At 54.7% G+C, this 23,375-nt stretch carries 20 protein-coding genes; 17 read left to right on the forward strand and 3 right to left on the reverse strand.

Annotated features, from left to right (window positions below):
- Nucleotides 1-439: 439 nt before the first annotated feature.
- The 8 genes from gltB to HCX89_RS14995 all read left to right on the forward strand — a co-directional run bounded on the left by gltB (nucleotide 440) and on the right by HCX89_RS14995 (nucleotide 10,287).
- A complete protein-coding gene (gene gltB / locus HCX89_RS14960) occupies nucleotides 440-4,888 on the forward strand; it encodes a glutamate synthase large subunit (protein ID WP_101059494.1) in 4,449 nt (1,482 codons plus the stop codon).
- A gap of 6 nt (nucleotides 4,889-4,894) precedes the next feature.
- Nucleotides 4,895-6,301 carry an FAD-dependent oxidoreductase gene (locus tag HCX89_RS14965; protein WP_101059495.1) on the forward strand — a complete coding sequence of 469 codons (1,407 nt, stop codon included), beginning with the start codon at nucleotides 4,895-4,897 and terminating at the stop codon, nucleotides 6,299-6,301.
- A 218-nt stretch (nucleotides 6,302-6,519) separates the two neighbouring features.
- Nucleotides 6,520-7,212, forward strand: a complete 693-nt coding sequence (locus tag HCX89_RS14970; protein WP_045283528.1) for a 5'-methylthioadenosine/adenosylhomocysteine nucleosidase — start codon at nucleotides 6,520-6,522, stop codon at nucleotides 7,210-7,212.
- A 19-nt stretch (nucleotides 7,213-7,231) separates the two neighbouring features.
- The gene (locus HCX89_RS14975) at nucleotides 7,232-8,221 is read left to right on the forward strand and encodes a cobalamin biosynthesis protein (protein ID WP_044734956.1); all 990 of its coding nucleotides are present in this window, start codon (nucleotides 7,232-7,234) and stop codon (nucleotides 8,219-8,221) included.
- 70 nt (nucleotides 8,222-8,291) lie between these two features.
- Nucleotides 8,292-8,666 carry a DUF2721 domain-containing protein gene (locus HCX89_RS14980; protein WP_025010535.1) on the forward strand — a complete coding sequence of 125 codons (375 nt, stop codon included), beginning with the start codon at nucleotides 8,292-8,294 and terminating at the stop codon, nucleotides 8,664-8,666.
- Entirely contained in the window at nucleotides 8,666-9,289 is a 624-nt protein-coding gene (locus tag HCX89_RS14985; protein ID WP_071238283.1) for a trimeric intracellular cation channel family protein, read from the forward strand. Before HCX89_RS14980 ends, HCX89_RS14985 begins: the two co-directional genes overlap by 1 nt.
- A complete protein-coding gene (locus HCX89_RS14990) occupies nucleotides 9,286-9,765 on the forward strand; it encodes a nuclear transport factor 2 family protein (RefSeq protein ID WP_037437043.1) in 480 nt (159 codons plus the stop codon). The genes HCX89_RS14985 and HCX89_RS14990 overlap by 4 nt, the downstream gene beginning before the upstream one ends.
- A 90-nt stretch (nucleotides 9,766-9,855) precedes the next feature.
- Nucleotides 9,856-10,287 (forward strand): hypothetical protein, encoded by a 432-nt coding sequence (locus tag HCX89_RS14995; protein WP_101059496.1) that lies wholly within the window; start codon nucleotides 9,856-9,858, stop codon nucleotides 10,285-10,287.
- An 87-nt stretch (nucleotides 10,288-10,374) separates the two neighbouring features.
- On the opposite strand, the gene tyrS is transcribed toward HCX89_RS14995, so the two are convergent.
- Entirely contained in the window at nucleotides 10,375-11,571 is a 1,197-nt protein-coding gene (tyrS, locus tag HCX89_RS15000) for a tyrosine--tRNA ligase (protein ID WP_025010531.1), read from the reverse strand.
- A gap of 124 nt (nucleotides 11,572-11,695) precedes the next feature.
- Between tyrS and HCX89_RS15005 the strand changes: the two genes are divergently transcribed.
- The 5 genes from HCX89_RS15005 to HCX89_RS15025 all read left to right on the forward strand — a co-directional run bounded on the left by HCX89_RS15005 (nucleotide 11,696) and on the right by HCX89_RS15025 (nucleotide 16,139).
- Entirely contained in the window at nucleotides 11,696-13,096 is a 1,401-nt protein-coding gene (locus tag HCX89_RS15005; RefSeq protein ID WP_167716563.1) for a peptidoglycan DD-metalloendopeptidase family protein, read from the forward strand.
- 14 nt (nucleotides 13,097-13,110) lie between these two features.
- Entirely contained in the window at nucleotides 13,111-14,220 is a 1,110-nt protein-coding gene (locus tag HCX89_RS15010) for an anhydro-N-acetylmuramic acid kinase (protein ID WP_025010529.1), read from the forward strand.
- 268 nt (nucleotides 14,221-14,488) lie between these two features.
- On the forward strand, nucleotides 14,489-15,187 hold the full coding sequence (aqpZ, locus tag HCX89_RS15015) for an aquaporin Z (protein WP_028779766.1): 699 nt from the start codon (nucleotides 14,489-14,491) through the stop codon (nucleotides 15,185-15,187).
- 126 nt (nucleotides 15,188-15,313) lie between these two features.
- Nucleotides 15,314-15,691 (forward strand): DUF2750 domain-containing protein, encoded by a 378-nt coding sequence (locus HCX89_RS15020; protein WP_025010527.1) that lies wholly within the window; start codon nucleotides 15,314-15,316, stop codon nucleotides 15,689-15,691.
- Nucleotides 15,692-15,719: 28 nt separating this feature from the next.
- A complete protein-coding gene (locus HCX89_RS15025) occupies nucleotides 15,720-16,139 on the forward strand; it encodes a hypothetical protein (RefSeq protein WP_028779765.1) in 420 nt (139 codons plus the stop codon).
- A 63-nt stretch (nucleotides 16,140-16,202) separates the two neighbouring features.
- Here the strand turns inward: HCX89_RS15025 and erpA are convergent, their stop codons facing one another.
- Nucleotides 16,203-16,553: an iron-sulfur cluster insertion protein ErpA gene (erpA, locus tag HCX89_RS15030; RefSeq protein ID WP_101059498.1), complete on the reverse strand. Its 351-nt coding sequence runs from the start codon at nucleotides 16,551-16,553 to the stop codon at nucleotides 16,203-16,205.
- Nucleotides 16,546-17,349, reverse strand: coding sequence for a DUF6776 family protein (locus HCX89_RS15035; RefSeq protein WP_025010524.1), 804 nt, complete (start codon nucleotides 17,347-17,349; stop codon nucleotides 16,546-16,548). The genes erpA and HCX89_RS15035 overlap by 8 nt, the downstream gene beginning before the upstream one ends.
- Nucleotides 17,350-17,479: 130 nt before the next feature.
- Between HCX89_RS15035 and HCX89_RS15040 the strand changes: the two genes are divergently transcribed.
- The 4 genes from HCX89_RS15040 to nhaD all read left to right on the forward strand — a co-directional run bounded on the left by HCX89_RS15040 (nucleotide 17,480) and on the right by nhaD (nucleotide 23,317).
- On the forward strand, nucleotides 17,480-19,132 hold the full coding sequence (locus tag HCX89_RS15040) for a chloride channel protein (protein WP_101059510.1): 1,653 nt from the start codon (nucleotides 17,480-17,482) through the stop codon (nucleotides 19,130-19,132).
- A 124-nt stretch (nucleotides 19,133-19,256) separates the two neighbouring features.
- A complete protein-coding gene (locus HCX89_RS15045) occupies nucleotides 19,257-20,276 on the forward strand; it encodes an aspartate carbamoyltransferase (RefSeq protein ID WP_025010522.1) in 1,020 nt (339 codons plus the stop codon).
- A 29-nt stretch (nucleotides 20,277-20,305) separates the two neighbouring features.
- Complete coding sequence (gene hemL, locus HCX89_RS15050; RefSeq protein WP_028779763.1) at nucleotides 20,306-21,589, forward strand: glutamate-1-semialdehyde 2,1-aminomutase; 1,284 nt, start codon at nucleotides 20,306-20,308, stop codon at nucleotides 21,587-21,589.
- Nucleotides 21,590-22,066: 477 nt separating this feature from the next.
- Nucleotides 22,067-23,317: a sodium:proton antiporter NhaD gene (nhaD, locus tag HCX89_RS15055; RefSeq protein WP_045283525.1), complete on the forward strand. Its 1,251-nt coding sequence runs from the start codon at nucleotides 22,067-22,069 to the stop codon at nucleotides 23,315-23,317.
- Nucleotides 23,318-23,375 lie beyond the last annotated feature (58 nt).

Here is a 23,375-nt window from a genome sequence, read left to right on the forward strand (position 1 = left end):
TCAATTTATGTCACAAATGACTGCTGCTTTTGCTGGTGATCGATGACCAATTCGATTGGATACAACCCGATCCAGCTCACACTTTTGTGAATATTTAGTCACTCCAGGCAATTTTTTAACGCAAGAGACAATCAGGCTGGAAATCAGTTTTTCTTCTGCAAGGATAATTCGAGGTTATTTGTTAAAATTAAGTGAACACCAAATCACCCCAAAGTAGATTTTCTTTTCATTCATAGTGTTATACAGCTCAATTTTCAGTTTACGTTAACGTAATGCAATTAGAGATTCTGTATGAAACACCCCAAATATCATCAAATATATGCAATATTTAGGTTTGACCTTTAGCAAGTCTCAGGATAATTTGGATGGTTCGGGTGCATATCTATAGAGTTTGGTACTCTCTCCCGAGTAGTAATAGTGATGTTAAGGGAGGTTTTGTATGAGCTTGTATCATCCCAGTTTCGAGCGGGATAACTGTGGTTTTGGATTGATAGCCCAGATGGATGGCGAAGCCAGCCATCGCATTGTTCGCACGGCAATCCATGGCCTCGACCGCATGAAACATCGTGGTGGTATTGCAGCTGACGGACGCACTGGCGACGGTTGCGGTTTGCTGATGCAAATGCCCACAGGATTCTTTGAGGCCATTGCGGCCGAGCAGGGCTGGCATCTCAGCCGTAAGTTCGCCGTTGGCATGCTGTTTTTAAACCAGGACGAAACCCTGGCAGCCGAAGCCAGAATATTGCTTGAGCGGGAACTGGAGAAAGAGACCCTGAGTATTGCCGGCTGGCGTCCGGTTCCGGTTAACCCGGAAGTGCTCGGCGAGATAGGCAAGTCCAGTTTGCCGCAAATTTGGCAAGTGCTCATCAATGCTCCCATTGGCTGGCGTGAAAAAGATCTGGAGCGGCGCCTCTATATGGCTCGGCGCCGCCTCGAGCAGCAATTGACCCAGGATAAAGACTTCTATGTAGCCAGCCTTTCCGGCCAGGTCATTGTCTACAAAGGCTTGATGATGCCGGCCGATCTGCCGGCCTTTTATCCGGATCTGGCCGATATTAGGCTGCAAAGCTCTATCTGCCTGTTCCACCAGCGCTTCTCGACCAACACCTCACCCAAGTGGCCACTGGCACAGCCGTTCCGTTTTCTGGCCCACAATGGCGAGATCAATACCATCACGGGTAACCGCCAATGGGCTCGGGCGCGGGCTTACAAGTTCAACTCACCGCTGCTGCCTGACTTGCAGCAGGCCGCCCCGTTTGTCAATGAAACCGGCTCAGATTCGTCGTCACTGGACAATATGCTGGAGATGCTGCTGGCCGGCGGCATGGACCTGTACCGCGCCATGCGTTTGCTTATCCCGCCTGCATGGCAGAGTAACCCCGAGATGGATGAAGAGCTCAAGGCCTTCTATGACTTTAACTCCATGCATATGGAGCCTTGGGATGGCCCGGCCGGGATAGTCATGACCAACGGTCGCCACGCCGCCTGCGCGGTTGATCGCAACGGGCTGCGGCCATCACGCTATGTGATCACCAAAGACAGAATTCTCACTCTGGCCTCGGAAGTGGGTATCTGGGACTATGGCCCGGATGAAGTGATTGAAAAAGGCCGGGTCGGCCCGGGTGAACTTTTGGTGCTCGACACCCTCAGCGGCCGTCTTTATCAGTCATTCGAAATCGATAACGACCTCAAACGTCGTCACCCCTATAAGGAGTGGATGGCAAAGAATAGTCAGACTCTGGTGCCGGCTGAGCAACTGTCGCCGCAGGATCAGGGCGTCAGTGAATTCAACCAGGGCACTTTGCTGCAGTACCAGAAGCTGTTCGGCTACAGCCGAGAAGAGCTTGAGCAAGTGATCTGGGTACTGGCCAGCAAAGGCGAAGAAGCCACCGGCTCCATGGGCGACGACACCCCGATGGCAGTGCTGTCGAAGAAACAGCGCTCGCTGTATGACTATTTCCGGCAAAAGTTTGCCCAGGTCACCAACCCGCCAATCGATCCGCTACGGGAGAAACATGTGATGTCGCTGGCCACCTGTATCGGCCGCGAGCAGAACCTATTTAACGAAACCACGGGACACGCCTATCGGGTGATGTTTAATTCGCCTATCTTGCTGTTCAGTGACTTCAACCAACTGCTGAGTCTGGACAGCACTTATTACCGTGCCAACAAGGTTGACCTTAACTATCCGGCCTCCGAAGGCCTGAGTCAGGCAATCAAACGGATCACGGATGAAGCCGAGCGCCTGGCACGCACCGGCACCACCCTGATAGTGCTCTCGGATCGCGCCGTCAGCAAAGATACCCTGGTCATTCCGGCCGCCATGGCGGTAGGTTCAGTGCAACAGATGCTGGTGAACAAGAGCCTGCGCTGTGACACCAACATCATAGTGGAAACAGCCTCGGCCCGGGATCCGCACCATTTCGCGGTACTGCTGGGCTTTGGCGCTACGGCCATTTACCCCTATCTGGTGTACGAGTCCATTGCCGAACTCGCCAAGCGCCATCAGGCCGAGGATATCGTTAATCTGATGCTCAACTTCCGCTACGGCATTGAGAAGGGGCTGCGCAAGATCATGTCCAAGATGGGGATCAGCACAGTCGCCTCCTATCGCTGCAGCCAGCAGTTTGAGGCCATAGGCCTGGCCGACGAGGTCATAAAACAATGCTTCAACGGCGTGGTCAGCCGTATTCAGGGTGTGGGTTTCGATGGCATAGAAGCCGATCAGCAACTGCTGAGTCAGGCGGCCTTCCGCCCCCATGTGCCGCTGCCGCAGGGCGGTTTGCTCAAGTACGTTGAGGGCGGCGAGTACCACTGCTTCAACCCGGATGTGGTCAACACCCTGCAACAAGCTCTGAAAGAGGTGGATTACCCGCTCTATAAACGGTTTGCCGAGTTGGTAGACCAAAGGCCGGTCGCCACCTTGAGGGATCTGCTGAGCGTCAAACAGCAGCACGAGAGCATAGCGCTCAAGGATGTGGAAGGGGCCAAGACACTCTTCCCCAGATTCGACAGCGCCGCCATGAGTATCGGCGCCCTGAGCCCGGAAGCTCACGAAGCGCTGGCCATCGCCATGAACCGTCTCGGCGGCCGCTCAAACTCAGGCGAAGGCGGCGAAGATGCCCGCCGATTCAACAGCGAACGCAATTCGGCCATCAAGCAGATAGCCTCTGGCCGCTTTGGGGTCACCGCCCATTATCTGATTAACGCCGAAGTGTTGCAGATAAAGGTCGCCCAGGGCGCCAAGCCCGGTGAAGGCGGTCAGCTGCCCGGTCATAAGGTCAGTGTTGAAATCGCAGGCCTCAGGCACGCCCGCCCGGGCGTGACACTGATATCACCGCCGCCTCACCACGATATTTACTCCATCGAGGATTTGGCGCAGCTGATCTTCGACCTCAAGCAGATAAACCCCAAGGCGCTTATCTCGGTCAAGCTGGTCTCTGAGCCGGGCGTTGGCACCATAGCCACAGGGGTCGCCAAGGCCTATGCCGATATGATTACCGTTTCCGGCTACGATGGTGGCACAGGCGCCAGCCCGCTGACTTCGGTCAAGTATGCCGGCAGCCCTTGGGAGCTTGGCCTTGCCGAAGTTCACCAGTCTCTGGTGGCCAATGGTCTGCGACATAAAATACGCCTGCAGGTGGATGGTGGTCTCAAGACTGGCACAGATGTTATCAAGGCAGCCTTACTGGGTGCCGAGAGCTTCGGCTTTGGCACTGTGCCCATGATAGCGCTCGGCTGCAAATACCTGCGTATCTGCCACCTCAACAACTGTGCCACCGGGGTCGCCACTCAGGACAAGACCTTGAGAGACAAGCACTATCATGGCTTGCCCGAGCGAGTGATGACTTACTTTGAGTTTGTCGCCGAAGAGGTGCGTGAATGGATGGCCAAGCTGGGGGTCAGTGAGTTTGAACAATTGGTAGGGCGCAGCGATTGGCTGCAGGCCATCGAAGGCCAGACCGCCAAGCAGCAGGGACTGGATCTGAACCCTATCCTGTTCAAACCCGAAGTATTGCCAAGCACCAGTCTGACCTGGAAAGAGACCAATACGCCGGCAGATCCCGGCAGCCTGAACCAGGAACTGCTGGCCAAGTGCGCCGAGCACGTCACCAAGGGCGAAGGTTTCGATGTCTGCTTCCCCATCAATAATACCGACCGCTCGGTAGGCGCCGCGCTTTCGGGCCATATCGCGGCAACCTGGGGCGTAAAAGGCTGTCCCAAGCCGATAAGGCTCAGCTTCAACGGCAGCGCCGGTCAGAGTTTCGGGGTCTGGAACAGCCCTGGACTCGAGCTGTCACTGTGCGGCGACGCCAACGACTATGTGGGTAAAGGTATGTCCGGCGGCAAAATCGCCATCTATCCGCCGCTCGGCAGCGCCTTCCAATCCGAGCGCAGCGCCATTGTCGGTAATACCTGCCTCTATGGTGCCACCGGCGGCAAACTGTTTGCGGCGGGACGGGCTGGTGAGCGTTTCGCGGTCAGAAATTCAGGAGCGCTGGCGGTAGTTGAAGGGGTCGGTGACAACGGCTGTGAATATATGACAGGCGGCATAGTGGTGGTGCTGGGTACCACGGGCGTCAACTTTGGCGCCGGTATGACCGGCGGTTTCGCCTATGTGTTCGACCAATTCGGCCGCTTCAACCGTAGGGTCAATACCGAACTGGTCGACACCCTCAAGCTGGAGTCGCCGATTCATCAGCAACACCTCAAAGGGCTGATAGAGCAGCATGTGGCCGAGACCGGCAGTGAACACGCCAGTGCCATTCTCAGTGAGTTTGAAAACTGGCTCGATTGTTTTGTCCTGGTCAAGCCCAAGAATATTCAGGTTTCGGATCTGCTCAAACTGGAACAACCGAGCCCGGAACTGGCCGTAAAAGCGGGGTAAGCGAGCATGAGTAACGATTTTCAGTTTATCGAAGTGGGTCGTATCGACCCGATCAAGCAGGCTATCTCACGCCGCAAGACAGAGTTTATTGAGATTTACCAACCCTTTGCCCAGGCGCAGGTCGACCAGCAGGCAGACCGCTGCCTGGACTGTGGTAACCCTTACTGCGAGTGGAAATGCCCGCTGCACAACTATATCCCCAACTGGCTCAAGCTGGCCAAACAGGGACGTATCCTGGAAGCGGCAGACCTGGTGCATGAAACCAATACCCTGCCGGAGGTCTGCGGCCGAGTCTGCCCGCAGGACAGGCTATGTGAAGGCGCCTGTACCCTGAATGATGATTTCGGCGCCGTCACCATAGGCAATGTGGAAAAATACATCACGGATACCGCCATCGCCCAAGGCTGGCGCCCGGACATGAGCCAGGTGACGCCCAGAAGCGAGCGGGTCGCCATCATAGGCGCGGGGCCGGCCGGTCTTGGCTGCGCCGATATCCTGGCCCGCAACGGAGTCAAGGCGGTGGTCTTTGACAAGTACCCTCAGATAGGCGGCCTGCTGACCTATGGTATTCCCGCCTTTAAGCTCGACAAGTCAGTGATGGCTACCCGCCGCAGCGTGATGGAAGGCATGGGGATAGAGTTCCGCCTCGGCGTCACAGTCGGCCAGGATATTCCCTTTGCCGAGTTGCTGGCCAACTTCGATGCCGTGTTCCTCGGCATGGGTACCTATAACGCCATGCAGGCGGGCCTGCCCGGTGAAGAGGCCGAAGGGGTTATTCAGGCCCTGCCCTACCTGATTGCCAACACCCGAGAGTTAATGGGGCAAGCCGATCCGGCGCAGCCCTATATCGACCTCAAGGGCAAGAAGGTAGTAGTACTCGGCGGCGGTGATACCGCCATGGACTGTGTGCGCACGGCGGTGCGCCAAGGCGCCGAATCTGTTATCTGTGCCTATCGCCGCGACGAGGAGAATATGCCGGGTTCGCGCCGTGAGGTGCAAAATGCCCGCGAAGAAGGGGTCGAGTTCCTGTTTAATCGCCAGCCGGTGGCGATTGCTACAGACGATGGCAAGGTCAAGGGAGTCGAATTTGTTGAAACCGCGCTAGGCAACGCCGATGCCAGTGGTCGTCGGCGTCCTGAGCCCATCCCGGGCAGCGACCAGCTGCTGGACGCCGACGCCGTGATTGTAGCCTTCGGTTTCCAACCCAGCCCGGCGCCCTGGTTTGCCGAGTTTGATATCGCCCTGGATCAATGGGGCCGGGTAAAAGCCGAGAAAGAAGCGGCCAATCCGTTCCAAACCAGCAATCCTAAAGTGTTTGCCGGTGGTGACATGGTCAGGGGTTCAGATCTGGTGGTCACCGCCATCGCCGAAGGACGTGATGCGGCGCTTGGGATACTCAACTTCCTCAGCTGACAACTCAACACTTTGAGCGCATCCGGGAACCCACCTCCCGGGTGCGCTTTTTTTCATCTGTTCTACACTCCGGGAATAGCGCAGCCAAAGCCGTTTATTACATGCGGCCTGACTTCAGCGACCAGGCTGTCACCGGCTGACTTATTCGCACCATCCTTGGCTTGTGCTATATTAAGCCGCCCTCAGGCTCACTCAAGACATTTAAAGAAGGTTAAGCCATGAAAATCGGTATTATCGGCGCCATGGAGCCGGAAGTTGCTCACCTGATTGCCTCTTTGGAAAACCCACAGCACAGCAAGGTTGCCGGCATTGAATTTGTCAGCGGCACTCTGGTTGGCAAAGAAGTCATAGTTACCCGCTCCGGCATAGGCAAGGTTGCCGCCAGCATAGCGACCAGTCTGTTGATTGAAAAGTTCGCCCCGGATGCGGTCATCAATACCGGCTCGGCCGGTGGATTTGTCGATGCGCTGCAGATAGGTGACATAGTGATTTCCGATGAAGTCCGCTACCACGATGTCGATGTCACCGCCTTTGGCTATGAGATGGGCCAGATGGCGCAGCAACCGGCAGCCTTTATTCCTGATCACAAGCTGATGCTGGCGGCCAAACAGGCTATCGCAGGTTTGGGAGAGGTCAAAGCCATTGAAGGCCTTATCTGCACAGGTGACAGCTTTATTTGCGATCCCGAGCGCACCGCCGTCATGCTGAAGCATTTCCCCACCATGGCCGCCTGTGAAATGGAAGGCGCGGCCATTGCTCAGGTGTGTCATCAGTTCGGCGTGCCCTTTGTGGTGATCCGCTCTCTGTCCGATAATGCCAACAACGACTCTCCGGTCGACTTTGATGCCTATCTGGTCAAGGCGGGGCATCACTCGGCCCTCATGGTCATAGGCATGCTGCATCACCTTTAGTTAAGGAGCACCGGAGCCCATGAGCCTGCCCTTCTACGAGCAGTTGCTGGCCTTAGACGGGCCCCTTATTCAGGGGTTTCTGGTGCTGTTTTTTGCCTTGTTGCTGGCGCGATTGGCGCCGCTGCCCCAGGCTTTTCAACCTCTGGCCTGGTTGAGCCACCTGGCCAAGTCACTGGCCGCCAAGGTCAAACGGGGCGACAGAGACGAAAGGCAACAACTGATTGCCGGCTCTCTGGCCATTTTGCTGCTGGTGCTGCCATTTTGGTTAATCATCACCTTCCTGCTGGAACTGGCGGCATTCCCCTGGTTCTTTGAGTTTTTGATCCTCTATCTATGTCTCAACGATGCCTGTTTCATTCAGGAAGCCGAAGAGATATACCAGGCCCTCAGGCGGGGAGACAAACCGGCCGCCAGAGAGTTGCTCTCCCCCTGGGTCGCCCGCGACACTGCCGAACTATCCGAGGCTGGCATCGCCAAGGCTACCATAGAAAAGCTGGTGACCACTCCCATTCACGGCACTGTTACTGTGGTGTTTTTCTTCTGCCTCGCCGGCGCGCCCATGGTGCTGTTGGTGAGAATGTTAAAACAGCTGGAGCAAAGCTGGTGGTGTCTGGATCCACAATACCGTTTCTTCGGTCGGCCCGTGTTTCTGGTCAATCAGGTGCTGCTGTATATCCCGGCGCAGCTGTGGCGTTTTACCCTGGCGATTCAGGGCGGCCCCCAGGCACTGAAACTGCTTTGGCAAACACCTCACAGCCGCTTTCCCATCGGCTTTAACTTCCAGGTGGCAACTATGGCGGCGTATGTATTGATGACAGAGCTTGGCGGACCACAAAAGTATTCCGGCATCAAGGTTCAGGTGGAGAAAGTGGGCCCGGGCCCAGTGCCGGATCACAAGACCATTCCCAAGGCGATTTCACTGACATTTCGCACCTTCGCCATCTGGTTTGCTTTCGTCGTATTGTTACCTCTGATTTGGGTTTTGTTACGTTATTCACAAACGCTTTAAATTATTCATTTTCTCCTTATAATGCCTTCATTCCCCGCTTGCCACTGAGAAAACTGCCGTGCTGGACAATATGCATATCTCTTTGACGACCCCGGCACTGCTGTTTCCGGCTATTTCCCTGCTACTGCTGGCCTATACCAACAGATTTTTCTCGCTGGCCGCCTTGATCCGCACCCTGAGTGGCGGTGATAAACCCGTTGCGGCCGAACAGCTGAAAAACCTGCGCCGCCGCATCGTTATCATCCGCCGCATGCAGGAGGCCGGTGTCACCAGCTTCGCCCTGTGCGTGCTGTGTATGATTTTTATCTATCTTGGCTTCAATACCACAGGCTCGGTAATTTTCGGCGCCAGTTTGCTGTTGCTGCTGTATTCCTTGATCCTGTCGGTGATTGAAATCCGTATCTCGGTTGATGCCCTCAACATTCATCTCAAAGAGATGAGCTAATGACACTGTGGGTCTATAGCCTGGATCTGTTTGGTACCGCCGTATTCGCCCTTTCCGGCGCTCTGGCTGCCGGCCGGCACAGGATGGATCCATTCGGTGTTTTGGTGCTGGCAGCGGTCACCGCCATCGGCGGCGGCACCCTCAGAGACACGATTCTGGGCGCTCCGGTATTCTGGCTTCATGACCACAACTATCTCTACGTGATACTGCTGACCGTGGTATTGACCTTGATTCTGGTACGCCGGCCCTGGCGTTTGCCCCCATCTAGCCTTGCCATAGCCGATGCCGTCGGCCTGGCACTCTTTACCGTTATCGGCGCCCAGAAGGCTCTGACAATGGAATACGGCGGTATGATAGCCGTAGTCATGGGCTTGATCACCGGAGTGGGAGGAGGCATTATTCGGGATCTGCTTTGCCGCCGGATCCCCATGGTGCTGCGTACCGAAATCTACGCTACGGCATCTATTCTGGGCGGTTTGGTGTACACCTGCAGCCTACAGCTGAAACTCGACGCCGAGGCGGCGCTGATGCTGGCTTTTATCACAGCCTTGATAATGCGTCTGGCCGCCATACGTTGGCACCTGTCGTTACCTGCGTTTGACTTGAAGACCAAGAGAGAATGATTGTGCGTTATTTGGGGTTGATCCTGGCATTGTTAAGCTCACCATTGCTGGCCAACAGCGGCGATATGCCGCCGGAGCAGCAGATGGCCGTGCGCTATATCCATGCCCTAACCACTCACGACTATGATGAGCTGGCAACCTTTTACAATCGCGACAGTGTCTTCAACGACAAAACCGCAGATCGCAAATACACGGGTGGCAGGCACATCATAGAGTTTCTGGAGCGGGCCCACCGCGGCGTGCTCGAGTATCAATTCAACATAGAGCACATGTTCAACTCTGGCTCTCTGGTGGTGATGATAGGCAACTATCACTACAAGGGTCCGGGAGAGCAATTCGGCAAACCGGGCAAAATCATAGACATCGCCATTCCCGGAGTGACCACGCTAAAGCTGGATACCCTTAATCACAGGGTTAAAGAGCATATGGATCTGATGGACTATCAGACCATGGCGGACCAACTCTCGGCTCAATAATCCTTGCCGGGAACCCGGCCTGTTTTTTACTGTCCAACCCTCTGAGTGCCAACAGCGAGATCAGGGTTCACTCTGATCCGAGAGGTAAAGATGAGTCGCTTATCCGTACTGGCTGCCCTGCCCCTGTGTTTCCCTTTGATGACTCAGGCCCAGGCAGCATTCAATGCCGAAGAAAAGTTTGAACCACCTCTGGTGGTTTCCTACGCTGCACAACCTGTAAACCGTTTCAATCAAAAGCTGTTGCAGGCGCAACATCAGCAGGCTCCCTGGAGTCAAAATCCTGAAGGGATCAGCCGCCAATACTCAGGCTCGGCCTTTAAGTTCGTTCGCATCAGTCACTCTCACGGCAAGACCCTGACCTACAATGTCAGCACCCAGGAAGGGCATCCTCAGATGCTGCTTATTCTGGCGCTCGATAACAATGCCGGCGACTGGTCAGTGGAAAAAGCCGTGCTCAGTTGGCGCTGCCAGAACAAGGTCTACTTTGGTACCGACAACTGCAGCCCGCCTCACAAACACTGAGCCTGATACAGGCAAGAAAAAACCCGGCCGTGCCGGGTTTGATATTTTAAGGGCTAAAACAAGCGCTTAGATTGAAGTACTTTGGGCTCAGGCCAGTGTTACCTTGGCAAACTTACGCTTGCCGACCTGGAATACCGCGCATGTGCCGGCGTTCAGTACCAGCTTGCTGTCTTCAAGCTTGTCACCATCCATCTTCACCGCACCTTGTTTGATCATTCGCATGGCATCGGAGGTTGAACCAACCAGACCCGCCTCTTTCAACAGATTGGCAATCGCCAGTCCTTCACCGGCTTCCAGAGTCAGCTCGGGAATATCGTCCGGCATGGCACCCTTTTGGAAACGATTGATAAAGGCTTGATGGGCAGCCTCGGCAGCTTCTTCACTGTGGAAGCGACCGATAATCTCTTTCGCCAAGGCTATCTTGATATCCCTTGGGTTGGCACCGGCTTCGACATCGGCCTTGAACTGTTCAATTTCAGTCAGTGGACGGAAAGACAGCAGCTCCAAATAACGCCACATCAACTCATCTGAGATAGACATTATCTTACCGAACATCTCATCCGGAGCTTCGCTGACACCTATATAGTTGCCGGCAGACTTGGACATCTTCTTCACGCCGTCCAGCCCTTCCAGCAGTGGCATCATGATCACCGCCTGTGGCTTCATGCCCTCGGCTTTCTGCAACTCACGGCCCATCAGCAGGTTGAACTTCTGATCTGTACCGCCCAGTTCGACATCGGCATTCAGCGCCACTGAGTCATACCCCTGCAGCAATGGGTACATAAATTCGTGGATCGCTATTGATTGACCCGAGGCATAACGCTTCTTGAAGTCGTCGCGCTCCATCATGCGGGCCACTGTCTGACGGGAGGCCAGACGGATCATGCCGGCAGCGCCGAGATCTTCCAACCAGCTGGAGTTGAACTCAATCCTGGTCTTGGCAGGATCTAGAATCTTGAACACCTGTTCCTTATAGGTCTCGGCGTTGGCCAGCACCTGCTCACGGGTCAGTGGCGGGCGAGTGCTGTTCTTGCCACTCGGGTCGCCGACCATACCGGTAAAGTCACCGATGAGGAAGATAACCTCGTGTCCTAGGTCCTGGAACAGTCTGAGTTTGTTGAGAATTACGGTATGGCCAAGGTGAATGTCCGGCGCAGTCGGGTCAGCACCCAACTTGATTTTCAGTGGTCGACCTTCTTTCAGCTTTTCCAGTAGATCCGCTTCGAGCAAAATCTCGTCGGTACCACGTTTAATTTCCGCCATTATTTGTGCTAAATCAGCCATCTCGCCAACAACTCCCAAGGCTCTTCAAATTCAAAGAGACTTATGTTACTTGTTAGCCAGCCTAAATGAAAGTGTGTACACTAAGGCAATAAGCCCAAGAATTAAGAAATTGGTATCGGGGTCGATGGCAAAGCTTATTACTCTCTTCAGACTGCTGCCCAGAAAGCATCAAATCCTGCTCAGTATTTTAACCACCATTACCTTGATAACCCTGTTGCTTCCTTCTGACGAAGCAGAGGCATCGAAAAACAGCGCCAGCCCGGAAACCCAGGTACGCTACCAAGTGCCACTGGCCTTTCGTACCCCCACCTCACCTACGGCCCAGCAAGTGGTTGAAAGCGGGCAACATCCGGATTCAGAAGCCGCCGCCGAGGCGCTGACAGAGAAACTCAATCAACAGGCAGAAGCCGCGCTTGAGGTTCCGGAACAAACCAGTCCGGCCGTTGCCGAGCTGGAACACTTCGAGATTAAAAGCGGCGACACCCTGGCGGCACTCTTCAGCCGCGCCTCGCTTACCGCCAGAGAAGTTCACGACATTACCCAACTGCCGCTGGCAAAAAAAAACCTGCTGAAGATAATGCCAGGTGACGAAATCGCCATAGGCAAAAACGCCGATGGCGAGCTGCAGGAGCTAAGATACCGCCTCGATGCCGTATCCACCCTGATAGTCCGCAAACAGGGCAAGAGTTATGAAGAAGAACTGGCAGTAAAAACCGTTGAGACCCGGGATAAATTCGCCCGTGCCAATATCAAGAGCAACTTCTGGAATGCCGGTGTCGAAGCCGGACTGACACCGGCGCAGATAATGCAACTGGCCACCATATTCGGCTGGGATGTCGACTTTGCCCTGGATATCCGCGAAGGTGACAGCTTTGCCCTCATGTATGAAGAAGAATATGCCGACGGCGAGTTTCTGCGTAACGGCAACATATTGGCCGCCGAATTTATCAACCAGGGCGAGCGTTACACTGCGGTAAGATACAAAGACGGTAACTACTACTCAGAGGAAGGCCGCAGCATGCGCAAGGCTTTTCTGCGCTCACCGGTTGACTTCAAGTATGTGAGTTCCAACTTCAACCCCCGCCGTCTGCATCCTGTTACCGGTCAGGTGAAGGCCCATCGCGGGGTAGATTATGTTGCCGCCATAGGCACTCCCATCAAAGCCGCCGGCAGCGGCCGGGTGGTCAAGGCCGGCTACAATCAATACAACGGTAACTATGTGTTTATCAAACACAACGAAACCTATACCACCAAATACCTGCACCTCAACAAGCGTAAGGTTAACCAGGGTGAAAGCGTCAAACAGGGACAGATCATAGGTACCCTAGGCCGTACAGGTCGGGTAACAGGCGCACATCTGCACTATGAGTTTATCGTCAACGGTGTACACAGAAATCCACGTACTGTGGATCTCCCCAAGGCTGAAGCTATTGCCAAGAGCGAACGTGTCGCCTTCCAACAACTCAGTAGCCAATTGATGGCCACTCTGCTGCACAACAAACAAGTTCAGGTTGCGATGCAATAACAGGGACAGCATAGATGAATTCTGGATACTTTATTGGGCTGATGTCCGGCACCAGCATGGACGGCGTTGACGCCGTGTTGGTGGACTTCAGCAGTGGCCAACCCAAACTGCTTGGCCAACATACAGAGCCGTTACCCACCCATCTGTTCAAGGGCTTGCAACGTCTCTGCCAACCGGATACTGATGAAATCAATCGTTTGGGACGGCTGGACCGCACAGTAGGTAAGGTGTTTGCCAGCGCGGTCAAGCAACTGCTCGCCAACACTGGGGTGAGTAAGGAACAGGTCTGTGCCATCGGCAGTCATGGTCAGACAGTGCGCCATATGCCCAATCTGGAAGTGGGTTTTACCTTGCAGATTGGCGATCCCAACACTATCGCCGCCGAAACCGGCATAGATGTTATCGCCGATTTTCGCCGCAAGGATATCGCCCTCGGCGGCCAAGGCGCGCCGCTGGTGCCGGCATTCCACCAGCAGATATTTTCAAGCCCTGGCACCAACCGCATCATCCTCAATATTGGCGGCATAGCCAACATCACTTTCCTGCCCGCCGATAACCGGGAGATCCTTGGCTTTGATACCGGCCCGGGAAACACCCTGATAGACGCCTGGAGCCAGCAGATAAGACAACTGCCGTTCGATGAAGACGGTCAGTGGGCCGAAAGCGGCAACAGCTCGGCGGAATTTCTGGCACAACTGTTATCACACCCCTATTTCTCGCTGGATTACCCCAAGAGCACGGGCAGAGAGCTGTTCAACAACGCCTGGTTGGATCAACAACTGGCACTGTTCAGCCATCTGCCGGAAGAGGATATTCAATCGACACTCCTGGACCTCACCTGCCATAGCATTGCCAGGGACATAGCCAAGTTGAGCCCGGATGGCGAAATCTACGTCTGTGGCGGCGGTGCACTCAATGGCGCGTTGATGAAACGCCTCGGTGCCCAGTTGCCCAACCATAGCATAGCCACCACCTCTGTGCTGGGTATCGATCCCAAATGGGTGGAAGGCATAGCGTTTGCCTGGTTGGCGCTGCGCCACCATCAGGGGTTGCCGGCCAATCTGCCGGCGGTAACAGGTGCCAGCCGCGAAGCCGTACTCGGTGCCCGCTTCCCCGCTGCCTGACCCTTTCGATACAAGGTGCTGTAACAACAGCACCTTGACGTTAAACATCAGCCTTGTTTACCCCAAACCAACCTGAGCAACAGCGAATTTTCCAGCCTGTTAACCTTAACCTTCGCGTCCTCCAAGCAGCTGATTTTTCTGACACAAATTGGCGCTTCAGCTCACATTGAACTAGTGTTCATCTGGCTATACTGCGCCGGTAATATTCGGGAGCTATCCTGAATACCCGCGAATTTGTGGGAAACACATCACTGCACAGGATGCAACAATGAAGATGACACAAAAAATGCTCGCCGAATTTCTCGGCACCCTCTGGTTGGTTCTTGGCGGTTGCGGCAGCGCCGTATTGGCAGCCGCCTTTCCTGAGCTGGGGATCGGCTTTGTCGGGGTTGCCCTCGCCTTTGGTTTAACCGTGCTGACCATGGCATTTGCCATTGGCCACATTTCAGGTTGCCACCTCAACCCGGCAGTCTCTTTCGGACTCTGGGCCGGCGGCCGCTTTCCTGCTGCCGAGCTACTGCCTTATATCGTCTCCCAGGTGGCAGGGGCCATTGTCGGCGCCGCCATTCTCTATGTGATAGCCTCGGGTCAGGACGGATTCTCTCTGAGCGCCGGCTTTGCCTCTAACGGCTTTGGCGAGCACTCTCCCGGGGGTTACAGCCTGACGGCCGTGCTGGTTTGTGAACTGGTCATGACACTGTTCTTTCTGCTGATCATTCTCGGTGCCACTGACAAGCGAGCTCCAGCTGGTTTTGCTCCCATCGCCATAGGCCTTGGGCTGACACTTATCCACCTTATCAGTATCCCTGTGTCCAACACCTCGGTGAATCCGGCCCGCAGCACAGGACCGGCACTGTTTGTCGGTGATTGGGCCCTGAGTCAGCTATGGCTGTTTTGGGTTGCGCCTATTGCCGGTGCAATCATTGCGGGACTCATCTACCGCGCCTTTGAGAATCCATCCGAGTAAATAGTCTGGATAGTCAAAAAATCGATTGCGCCCTGCGGGGCGCTTTTTCTTGCCCGCAAGCGGTGTTAACATGCCGTCAATTTTTGGCCGGGCGCAGTGCCGCGGCCACCGAGATGAGATGTCACCATGAGCAAGAAACAAACCCAGGCCCAGTTCGCCGGTATGACTCCGGAAGGCCGCTACGACTTTCTGGTAGAGCAGGTCAAAGAGCATAAAGAGCTATGGGTACTACAGGACAATGACGGCTGCGTGATGCTGACCACGGATGATGAAGACTGTATTCCGGTTTGGCCCAGTGAAGAGACGGCGTCCCTGTGGGCCGTGGATGATTGGCAGGATTGTCGGCCGCTGTCCATCGGCCTGGCCGAGTGGCTGGAGCGCTGGGTGCCAGGTATGGAAGATGACGAACTCTATGTTGCCGTCTTCCCTATGCTGGAAGATCTCGGCGTGGTTATTCCACCACATGAGCTGGAGCAGCGACTGGCGCCCAAGACGCGTCACTGAGTCAATAGAGCACAAGGAGCGCCGTAAGATGAGCCAAGCCGCCACTGAAAGCTACGCCATTCCCAAACGCCTGCTGTTACTGATGCTGCTTTATATTGCCGCCTCGGTCAGTGGCCTGATTGCCGGTCAGGGTGTCGTCTTTTGTCTGCTGACGCTGATCATGGTGTTGGCGGTATTGGCGCGCCATCAGGCAGGCTTATGGGCACTGCGCTTCTATACCTTGGCGCAGCTCGCGCTGGTGAGTTTCCTGCCCTATATTCTGGATCAGGGCGACAGTGTGGCCACAGGGCCCAATACCCTCAATATCGCCGGAATGGAACTCAAGGCTCCGGACTGGGCCATTTTCGGCTTTCTGATAGGCTTTTGCATGCTGCAGGTATGGATAGCCTTTACTCCTAAGGTCAAAGCCTTCTTCAAGCGTAAGATGAACTTCAACCTGATGCAGTAACCGGCCTTGCGCCCACAAAAAAAGCCGTCCAATGGGACGGCTTTTTGCTGCTTTCGCTCTCGGTTATACCGAGAAGCTGGCGCCACAACCACAGGTCGTGGTGGCGTTGGGGTTTTTGACGAAGAAACGCGAGCCTTCCAGCCCTGAGGTGTAATCTACTTCACCGCCGACAAGATATTGCAGGCTCATGGGATCAACGACCAGCTTTACCCCTTGTTTTTCCACGGTGAAATCGCCTTCATTCACTTTTTCATCAAAGGTGAAGCCATACTGAAAACCTGAGCAGCCGCCGCCCGTGACATAGACCCGCAGCTTCAGCGCACTGTTCTGTTCTTCTTCCAGCAAGGCCTTGACCTTGGTTGCCGCCGCATCGGTAAACTGGATGGGCATAGCTGATTCAGCTTGTTCAGTCATTACTACCTCTTACATCTGTTTGCTGTGGCAGATTATCTGTTACCTGACTGTTTTGTTCAAGTATTATGCCGGGATCTTTTTCGCCCTCCAGCAACTCCGGCAGGCTGAAACTTTGTTCGGTTTCGGCGCCTTTGCTCCAGCGGCTGGCAGGCACGACGACCTTGGCCTTCATCTGCTGTAACTCGAACCCTTCAGGCAGGGTAAATTCCGCTTCCAGTACCTGAAAGTACTTGAAGTTAAATGCCAACTTGGTGTCCACCAGTTTAGCTAAATTCAGTTCGACTTGCTTGCCCTCTTGCATGCCAATGAGAAGTATCTCACTTCTTCCCTTGAGCGCCTGTTTGCGCTTTTGCAACTGGGTCAGTATCAGCTTGAGACGGTATTGCCCTGGGCCCGCCAACGGCATCAGTTCCAAACCATGGATAGCCACACCTTCGGCGTTATGCTCCGGCGCCATGATACTGCGGTAGAAGGCCAGCTCACGTTCCAGCTCCTTCTGTTTCTTATGCTGCTTGTTGAACAGCTGCTGCATCTCCTCATTGGCCTCCTTGGCCAGGCTCAGCTCCAGATTACGGCTCGCCAGCAGCTGTGCTTGTTCCTGCAGTTGTCCCTGCAAGCGTTTCTTTTTACCGTCATTTTGTTGCAGCTGGACTTCACCTGGCGGGATAAAAAAGTGATAGCTGAGCAGTCCGGTCAGAAAGGCCACCATGACCAAGAGCAACAAATACAGACTGGATGGACGAATATTTCGCTCCATCACTTGCAGGCGATCGAGCCAGCGATGATAATTTGCCATTAACTAACAGCCCCTTATATAAAAATTTCCATCTTAGGTACTAAGATTTCACATCAGGCTTCGGAAAGCAGCAGTGCAGGCAAGATTCAGAAAGTTCAAACTTGAGGCGCGAAAGTATCTGCGCCACCAGATGAGAGACAAGCTGTCCCAAACGAGGATCAGTATTCAACTGTGTCTGCTGGCCCTGTTGTTTGCGCTGATGGCCTCGGCTGTCATCATACTGTTTCGCCTGCTGCTGCAATGGGCCAATCATTTTACCCAAACACAGGAATGGGATTTTACGGGCTCAATCGGTGACTGGCGAGTCCTGTTACCACTTTTTGGGGCTTTTTTGATCTGGCTGGTAGCCAGGTTTGGCTCCAAACGCTACAAGCGGATGGGTATAGCCTATGTGCTGCACAGGGTGAAACTGCATTATGGCAAGATCCCGCTGCAGTCGGCACCGGGGCAGTTTTTTCAGGCGCTGTTTGCGCTGGCGAGTAACTTCTCGGTTGGTCGTGAAGGCCCGGCCATTCATCTGGGGGCGGTCACCGCCTCGGTATTGGCGGAAAAATTCAAGCTGCCGGACAACAGTGTGCGCATCATGTGTGCCAGTGGCATAGCCGCCGGGATAGCCGCCACCTTCAACGCGCCCCTGGCCGCCGTGGTGTTTGTCCTCGAAGTGGTGCTCAGGGAATACAAGGTGCAGTACTTCTTCCCCATCATGCTGTCGGCCATCTGCGGCGCCCTATCCAGCCAGGTGGTGTTTGGTAATATCCACGAGTTTGACGCCATCAAGGTCAGCCATATTCCACTGGATCAGTACCCGCTGCTGGCACTCGGCGGTATAGTGCTGGGGATCGCCGCGGCCCTATTCAATCACAGCCTTATTCAGGTGACCGAGCGCGGCCAACACTGGCCCTTGATTGTCCGCCTGTTGCTGGCGGGCGTTATCACCACTCTGATAGGACTGCTGCTGCCTCAGGCTCTGGGCAGCGGTGAAATGGCCATAGGACTGGCGGTCAGCGACAACCCGGCCATCTGGTTTTTGCTGGCGGTATTGCTGGCCAAGATTGTTGCTACCATTGCCGCCATCGGCCTTGGGATCCCGGGAGGGATCATAGGTCCACTCTACGGCATAGGCGCCTTGGGCGGCGCCATTCTGGCTCAGGCAACCGCGCTGCTGTTTCCCTCGGTGGCCCCCTATGCAGGGCTCTATACCGTCATCGGCATGACCGCCATGATGGGGGTTTGTCTCAGCGCACCGCTCGCCGCCCTGGTGGCGCTACTGGAAATGACCAACGATGCCTCCATCATACTGCCCGGAATGATAGTGGCCGTACCCGCCTACCTCATCGCTTATCAGGGGCTGAATGCCAAATCCATATTCTTTTGTCAGTTGGATATCATGGGCCTGGGTTACAAGGTGGCCCCGGTTAACCTTGGGTTGCAGAAACTCGGGGTACGCGCCCTGATGGACAGGCGCATAGTGATAGTCAACAACAATGATGAGCTGCTGCTGGAGGTGATGAAACGCGCCCAGGGCAGGCCCGTGCTTGTCAGAGATGCCGAAGGGCAGATTGCCATGCTGGATCTGCAGATGCCTTCGTTTGACACTGACACCAGCCTGACCCAGCACAGGATCCAGGGGCTACCCGACTCGGCCACCCTCAACGAGGTGTATGAAATTCTGGCGCCGAAACGTGCCGGTGAAGTCTATATCTATCAGGATACACCAGAGAATATCGTCGGGGTGATCAGTTGGTCTAACCTGCAGCAGGAAATCCGTGCCGGAGAAGTGTAATTTCAATCATGGGTCATTTTCATGGCCGTCACCTTCTGTTATAGTTGCGCCTCAGCCAAACCCTACATAACCCATGGGTCCAGACCTCAGTGTCAGTACCCAATTGCATTGGAAACCAAGGCTGATGAACCAGTTCCAGGGATCACATATCCTCTCCGTAAACCAGTTAGATCTGGACGCCATTCAAACCATTTTCACCGTAGCCCAAAAGATGACCCCATACGCACTGCGCGAAAAGCGTACCAAGGTGCTGGATGGTGCTATTCTCGGCAATCTGTTTTTTGAACCCAGTACCCGCACCCGGGTCAGCTTCGGCTGCGCCTTCAACCTGCTTGGCGGCCGGGTCGCTGAAACGGTCGGCATGGCTTCCTCGTCGCTGTCCAAGGGGGAGTCCCTCTACGATACTGCCAGGGTGTTGTCCAGCTACTCGGACGTGATTGCCATGCGCCACCCCGAGTCCTACTCGGTACGCGAATTTGCCGAAGGCAGCCGGGTGCCTGTGATTAACGGCGGCGACGGTGCCAACGAACATCCAACCCAGGCGCTGCTGGATCTGTTCACCATACAGAAAGAGCTGCACAGCAAAGGCTTAGGCATAGACGGCATGCATATCGCCATGGTGGGCGATCTCAAATACGGCCGCACTGTGCACTCGCTGTCGCGTCTTCTGTGTATGTACAAGAACATCAGCTTCACCCTGATCTCCCCTGCCGAGCTGGCAATGCCTGACTATGTGATCGCCGACATTGAAAATGCCGGGCATAAGATCACAATAACAGACCAACTGGAAGGCAATTTAGATCAGGCTGATATACTCTATCTGACGCGCATTCAGGAAGAGCGCTTCCCCTCGCAGGAGGAAGCCGATAAGTATCGTGGCAAGTTCCGTTTGAACAGCGCCATATACACCAAAAATTGTAAGTCCAATACAGTGATCATGCATCCATTGCCTCGGGACTCCAGGCTGCAGGCCAATGAGCTGGACAATGATCTTAACAACCATCCCAACCTGGCTATCTTCCGTCAGGCCGACAATGGCTTGTTGATCCGCATGGCACTGTTTGCCCTGACACTCGGGGTGGACAATCAGTTGGAAAAATACGAGTGTCCGGTTAACTGGTATTCACGCAAGGCCGATCGCTAAAGAGCGGCCACTGACTTTAAGGATTAAACATGACCCGTTCTGAAGACCTGTTTGAACAGGCCAAGAAAACCATCCCCGGCGGTGTGAACTCGCCAGTACGTGCCTTCAACGGTGTAGGCGGCTCTCCCCGCTTCATCGAAAAGGCCGACGGTGCCTATATCTATGATGCCGACGGCAAAGCCTATATCGACTATGTCGGTTCCTGGGGGCCTATGATCCTGGGTCACAACCATCCCAAGATCCGCGAAGCGGTTCTCAAGGCGGTGGAGAACGGTCTGTCTTTCGGTGCACCTACCGAGCTGGAAGTGCAGATGGCAGAAAAAGTCATTGAGATGGTGCCTTCCATAGAACAGGTACGCATGGTGAGCTCTGGTACGGAAGCCACCATGAGCGCCATACGCCTGGCTCGGGGTTACACCAACAGAGACAAGATCCTCAAGTTCGAAGGCTGCTACCACGGCCATGCCGACTGTTTGCTGGTTAAGGCCGGCTCAGGTGCCCTGACTCTGGGTCAACCCAGCTCCCCAGGGATCCCTGCTGACTTCGCCAAGCACACCCTGACCGCTGTCTATAACGATCTGGATTCAGTCAAAGAGCTGTTCAGCCAGCATCCGCAGGATATCGCCTGTATCATACTCGAGCCGGTTGCCGGCAACATGAACTGTATCCCGCCGGTTGCAGGTTTCCTTGAAGGACTGCGTGAACTTTGCGATCAGTTCGGCGCCCTGTTGATCATCGACGAAGTGATGACTGGCTTCCGCGTCTCCAAGAGCGGTGCCCAAGGCCACTATGGCGTGACACCGGATCTGACCACTCTGGGTAAGGTGATCGGCGGCGGTATGCCGGTTGGTGCCTTCGGTGGCAAGAAAGAAGTCATGCAGTATATTGCCCCGACCGGCCCTGTGTACCAGGCCGGCACACTTTCGGGTAACCCTATCGCCATGACCGCAGGTCTGGCTCAACTGGAAGCCCTGTCCGAACCAGGCCTCTATGAAGAGCTGGCTGCCAAGACCAAGCGTATTGCCGAAGGCTTCAAGGCCGCAGCCGACAAGCATGGTATCCCCATGGCCATCAACTATGTTGGCGGCATGTTTGGTTTCTTCTTTACCGATGAAGAGAAGATCACCGGCTTTGAGCAGGTTACCAAGTGCAACATGGAGCAGTTCCGCGCCTTCTATCACGGCATGCTGGACGAAGGTATCTACCTGGCACCGAGCGCCTTTGAAGCAGGCTTCCTGTCCATGGCTCACGGCGAGCAAGAGCTGCAGGCGACTCTGGATGCAGCCGATCGTGTTCTGGCACGCATGAAGTAATCCGCAGATGGATTGAAAACGGGGCCTATACGGCCCCGTTTTTTATGCCCACTCTCACCGGGTAGATTTCTCTGGCGTCCAGCTCAAATTCTGGTTGCTCAATTCCCCTTCCACAAATTTTCCATCCAGCGCCATACTCACAAGCCAATTAAGGCTGCACCATGGCTGTCACGCCAACTTGCCACCGGCCCGCTAGTCGACTGTCGCCTTTCGCTGCCAAACAGATCCAATCAGTACAAAACACCAAGATACAAAAAACAAACAGACCAAATAACTGGCTCGACCCGAAAGTCGACGGACACTTATCACAAAGTCTAAGAAAATGTGTTCCAGTTAACAGTTGCGTTATCCATGTCAGTGTGGTCTGATCCGCACGCGCTATCACAGCTCGATTAATTGAACCTTGATGGCCGACACAAAAACTGCCCACTTCCCCCAGGGCAGACGAACATAAAATCAGCAGTTGGAATTGCATTTATGCTCTATACCTTTCTTATCATACTGGCGGTGTTGGCACTGCTGAGTATCATTTTTGAAGAGGTGACTCACCTCAACAAAGCCAAAACGACTCTGTTTTTCGGTTGTATCTCTTGGATAGCTCTGTTCATGTCTGCCGGCGACCCCGGCCATGAAAAGCTGGTAGAGCATCAACTCAATGAAAACCTGCTGGAAATCGCGACGCTCTGGCTGTTTTTGATGTCGACCATGACCTTTGTGGCCTATCTCAACGCCAAGGGCATGATCCAGATAATAGTGCAGAAGCTGTTTCCGCAGCGGGTCAGCACCCGGATGCTGATGCTGCAGGTTGCGCTGTTTTCTCTGGTATTGTCGGCCATCTGTGACAACGTCACCGCCACCTTGGTCTCTCTTGGGCTGCTGACCACCTTCAAGCTCGACAAACAGATGCGTCGCCGGATGGCGGTATTGATTATCTTTGCCGTCAACTCAGGGGGGGTTTCTCTGATAACGGGTGACGTCACTACCCTGATGATCTTCCTCGGCGGCCATGTGCATATGTCAGAGCTGTTGATGTTGGTGCTGCCGGCGGCGTTCAGCGTGATGTTGTTGGCAATACTCTTCTCCCTCAATGCCAAGGGCGAGGTGTCCACCACACCTATTCGTCAAAGTTACGAGACAGTGGATGTGCTTATCGCCATCATCTTCTTCACCACCATATTGATGACCATGGCACTGAACATTCTGTTTGCCATTCCCCCCGTGCTAACCTTCCTCACCGGGTTATCAATCATGTTCCTGGTGGGCCACACCGCCCGCAACGACAAAGAAGAACTGCAGATCCTCGAATATATCCGCCAAGTGGAATACGACACCCTGCTGTTCTTCCTCGGGATCCTCTTGTTGGTGGGTATGCTCAAAGAGATAGGCACGCTGGATCTTCTGGCCCAGGTCTACGCCCGTCACGACCCCAACATTTCCAACTTTGTCACTGGTATGGGATCGGCCATATTGGATAACGTGCCACTGACCGCGGCGCTTTTGAAAGCCGCACCTGAACTGACCACGCCTGAGTGGCTGGGCCTGACCTATGCAGTAGGTGTGGGTGGCTCTCTGCTGGTGATAGGTTCGGCGGCCGGGATCATCGCCATGAGCAAGGTCAAAGAGCTGACCTTTGTCTCTTACCTCAAGTATGTTCCGGCGCTGTTGCTGTGCTACTCTGTTGGCTACGCCCTGACACTGTTGCTGGGGAACTACTTCTACGGAGCTTGAGCTCTAAGATAAAAAAGCGCCTTAATGGCGCTTTTTTATGCTTGGTTCCAGCCGTTTG

The organism is Shewanella sp. Iso12 (genome assembly GCF_012030025.1).
Classification (GTDB): Bacteria; Pseudomonadota; Gammaproteobacteria; order Enterobacterales; family Shewanellaceae; genus Shewanella; species Shewanella algae.

Bases quoted from the DNA above. Each gene is read 5' to 3' on its own strand.
- gltB (WP_101059494.1), top strand. From the start codon at position 440: ATGAGCTTGTATCATCCCAGTTTCGAGCGGGATAACTGTGGTTTTGGA.
- HCX89_RS14965 (WP_101059495.1), top strand. From the start codon at position 4,895: ATGAGTAACGATTTTCAGTTTATCGAAGTGGGTCGTATCGACCCGATC.
- HCX89_RS14970 (WP_045283528.1), top strand. From the start codon at position 6,520: ATGAAAATCGGTATTATCGGCGCCATGGAGCCGGAAGTTGCTCACCTG.
- HCX89_RS14975 (WP_044734956.1), top strand. From the start codon at position 7,232: ATGAGCCTGCCCTTCTACGAGCAGTTGCTGGCCTTAGACGGGCCCCTT.
- HCX89_RS14980 (WP_025010535.1), top strand. From the start codon at position 8,292: ATGCATATCTCTTTGACGACCCCGGCACTGCTGTTTCCGGCTATTTCC.
- HCX89_RS14985 (WP_071238283.1), top strand. From the start codon at position 8,666: ATGACACTGTGGGTCTATAGCCTGGATCTGTTTGGTACCGCCGTATTC.
- HCX89_RS14990 (WP_037437043.1), top strand. From the start codon at position 9,286: ATGATTGTGCGTTATTTGGGGTTGATCCTGGCATTGTTAAGCTCACCA.
- HCX89_RS14995 (WP_101059496.1), top strand. From the start codon at position 9,856: ATGAGTCGCTTATCCGTACTGGCTGCCCTGCCCCTGTGTTTCCCTTTG.
- tyrS (WP_025010531.1), bottom strand. From the start codon at position 11,571: ATGGCTGATTTAGCACAAATAATGGCGGAAATTAAACGTGGTACCGAC.
- HCX89_RS15005 (WP_167716563.1), top strand. From the start codon at position 11,696: ATGGCAAAGCTTATTACTCTCTTCAGACTGCTGCCCAGAAAGCATCAA.
- HCX89_RS15010 (WP_025010529.1), top strand. From the start codon at position 13,111: ATGAATTCTGGATACTTTATTGGGCTGATGTCCGGCACCAGCATGGAC.
- aqpZ (WP_028779766.1), top strand. From the start codon at position 14,489: ATGAAGATGACACAAAAAATGCTCGCCGAATTTCTCGGCACCCTCTGG.
- HCX89_RS15020 (WP_025010527.1), top strand. From the start codon at position 15,314: ATGAGCAAGAAACAAACCCAGGCCCAGTTCGCCGGTATGACTCCGGAA.
- HCX89_RS15025 (WP_028779765.1), top strand. From the start codon at position 15,720: ATGAGCCAAGCCGCCACTGAAAGCTACGCCATTCCCAAACGCCTGCTG.
- erpA (WP_101059498.1), bottom strand. From the start codon at position 16,553: ATGACTGAACAAGCTGAATCAGCTATGCCCATCCAGTTTACCGATGCG.
- HCX89_RS15035 (WP_025010524.1), bottom strand. From the start codon at position 17,349: ATGGCAAATTATCATCGCTGGCTCGATCGCCTGCAAGTGATGGAGCGA.
- HCX89_RS15040 (WP_101059510.1), top strand. From the start codon at position 17,480: ATGAGAGACAAGCTGTCCCAAACGAGGATCAGTATTCAACTGTGTCTG.
- HCX89_RS15045 (WP_025010522.1), top strand. From the start codon at position 19,257: ATGAACCAGTTCCAGGGATCACATATCCTCTCCGTAAACCAGTTAGAT.
- hemL (WP_028779763.1), top strand. From the start codon at position 20,306: ATGACCCGTTCTGAAGACCTGTTTGAACAGGCCAAGAAAACCATCCCC.
- nhaD (WP_045283525.1), top strand. From the start codon at position 22,067: ATGCTCTATACCTTTCTTATCATACTGGCGGTGTTGGCACTGCTGAGT.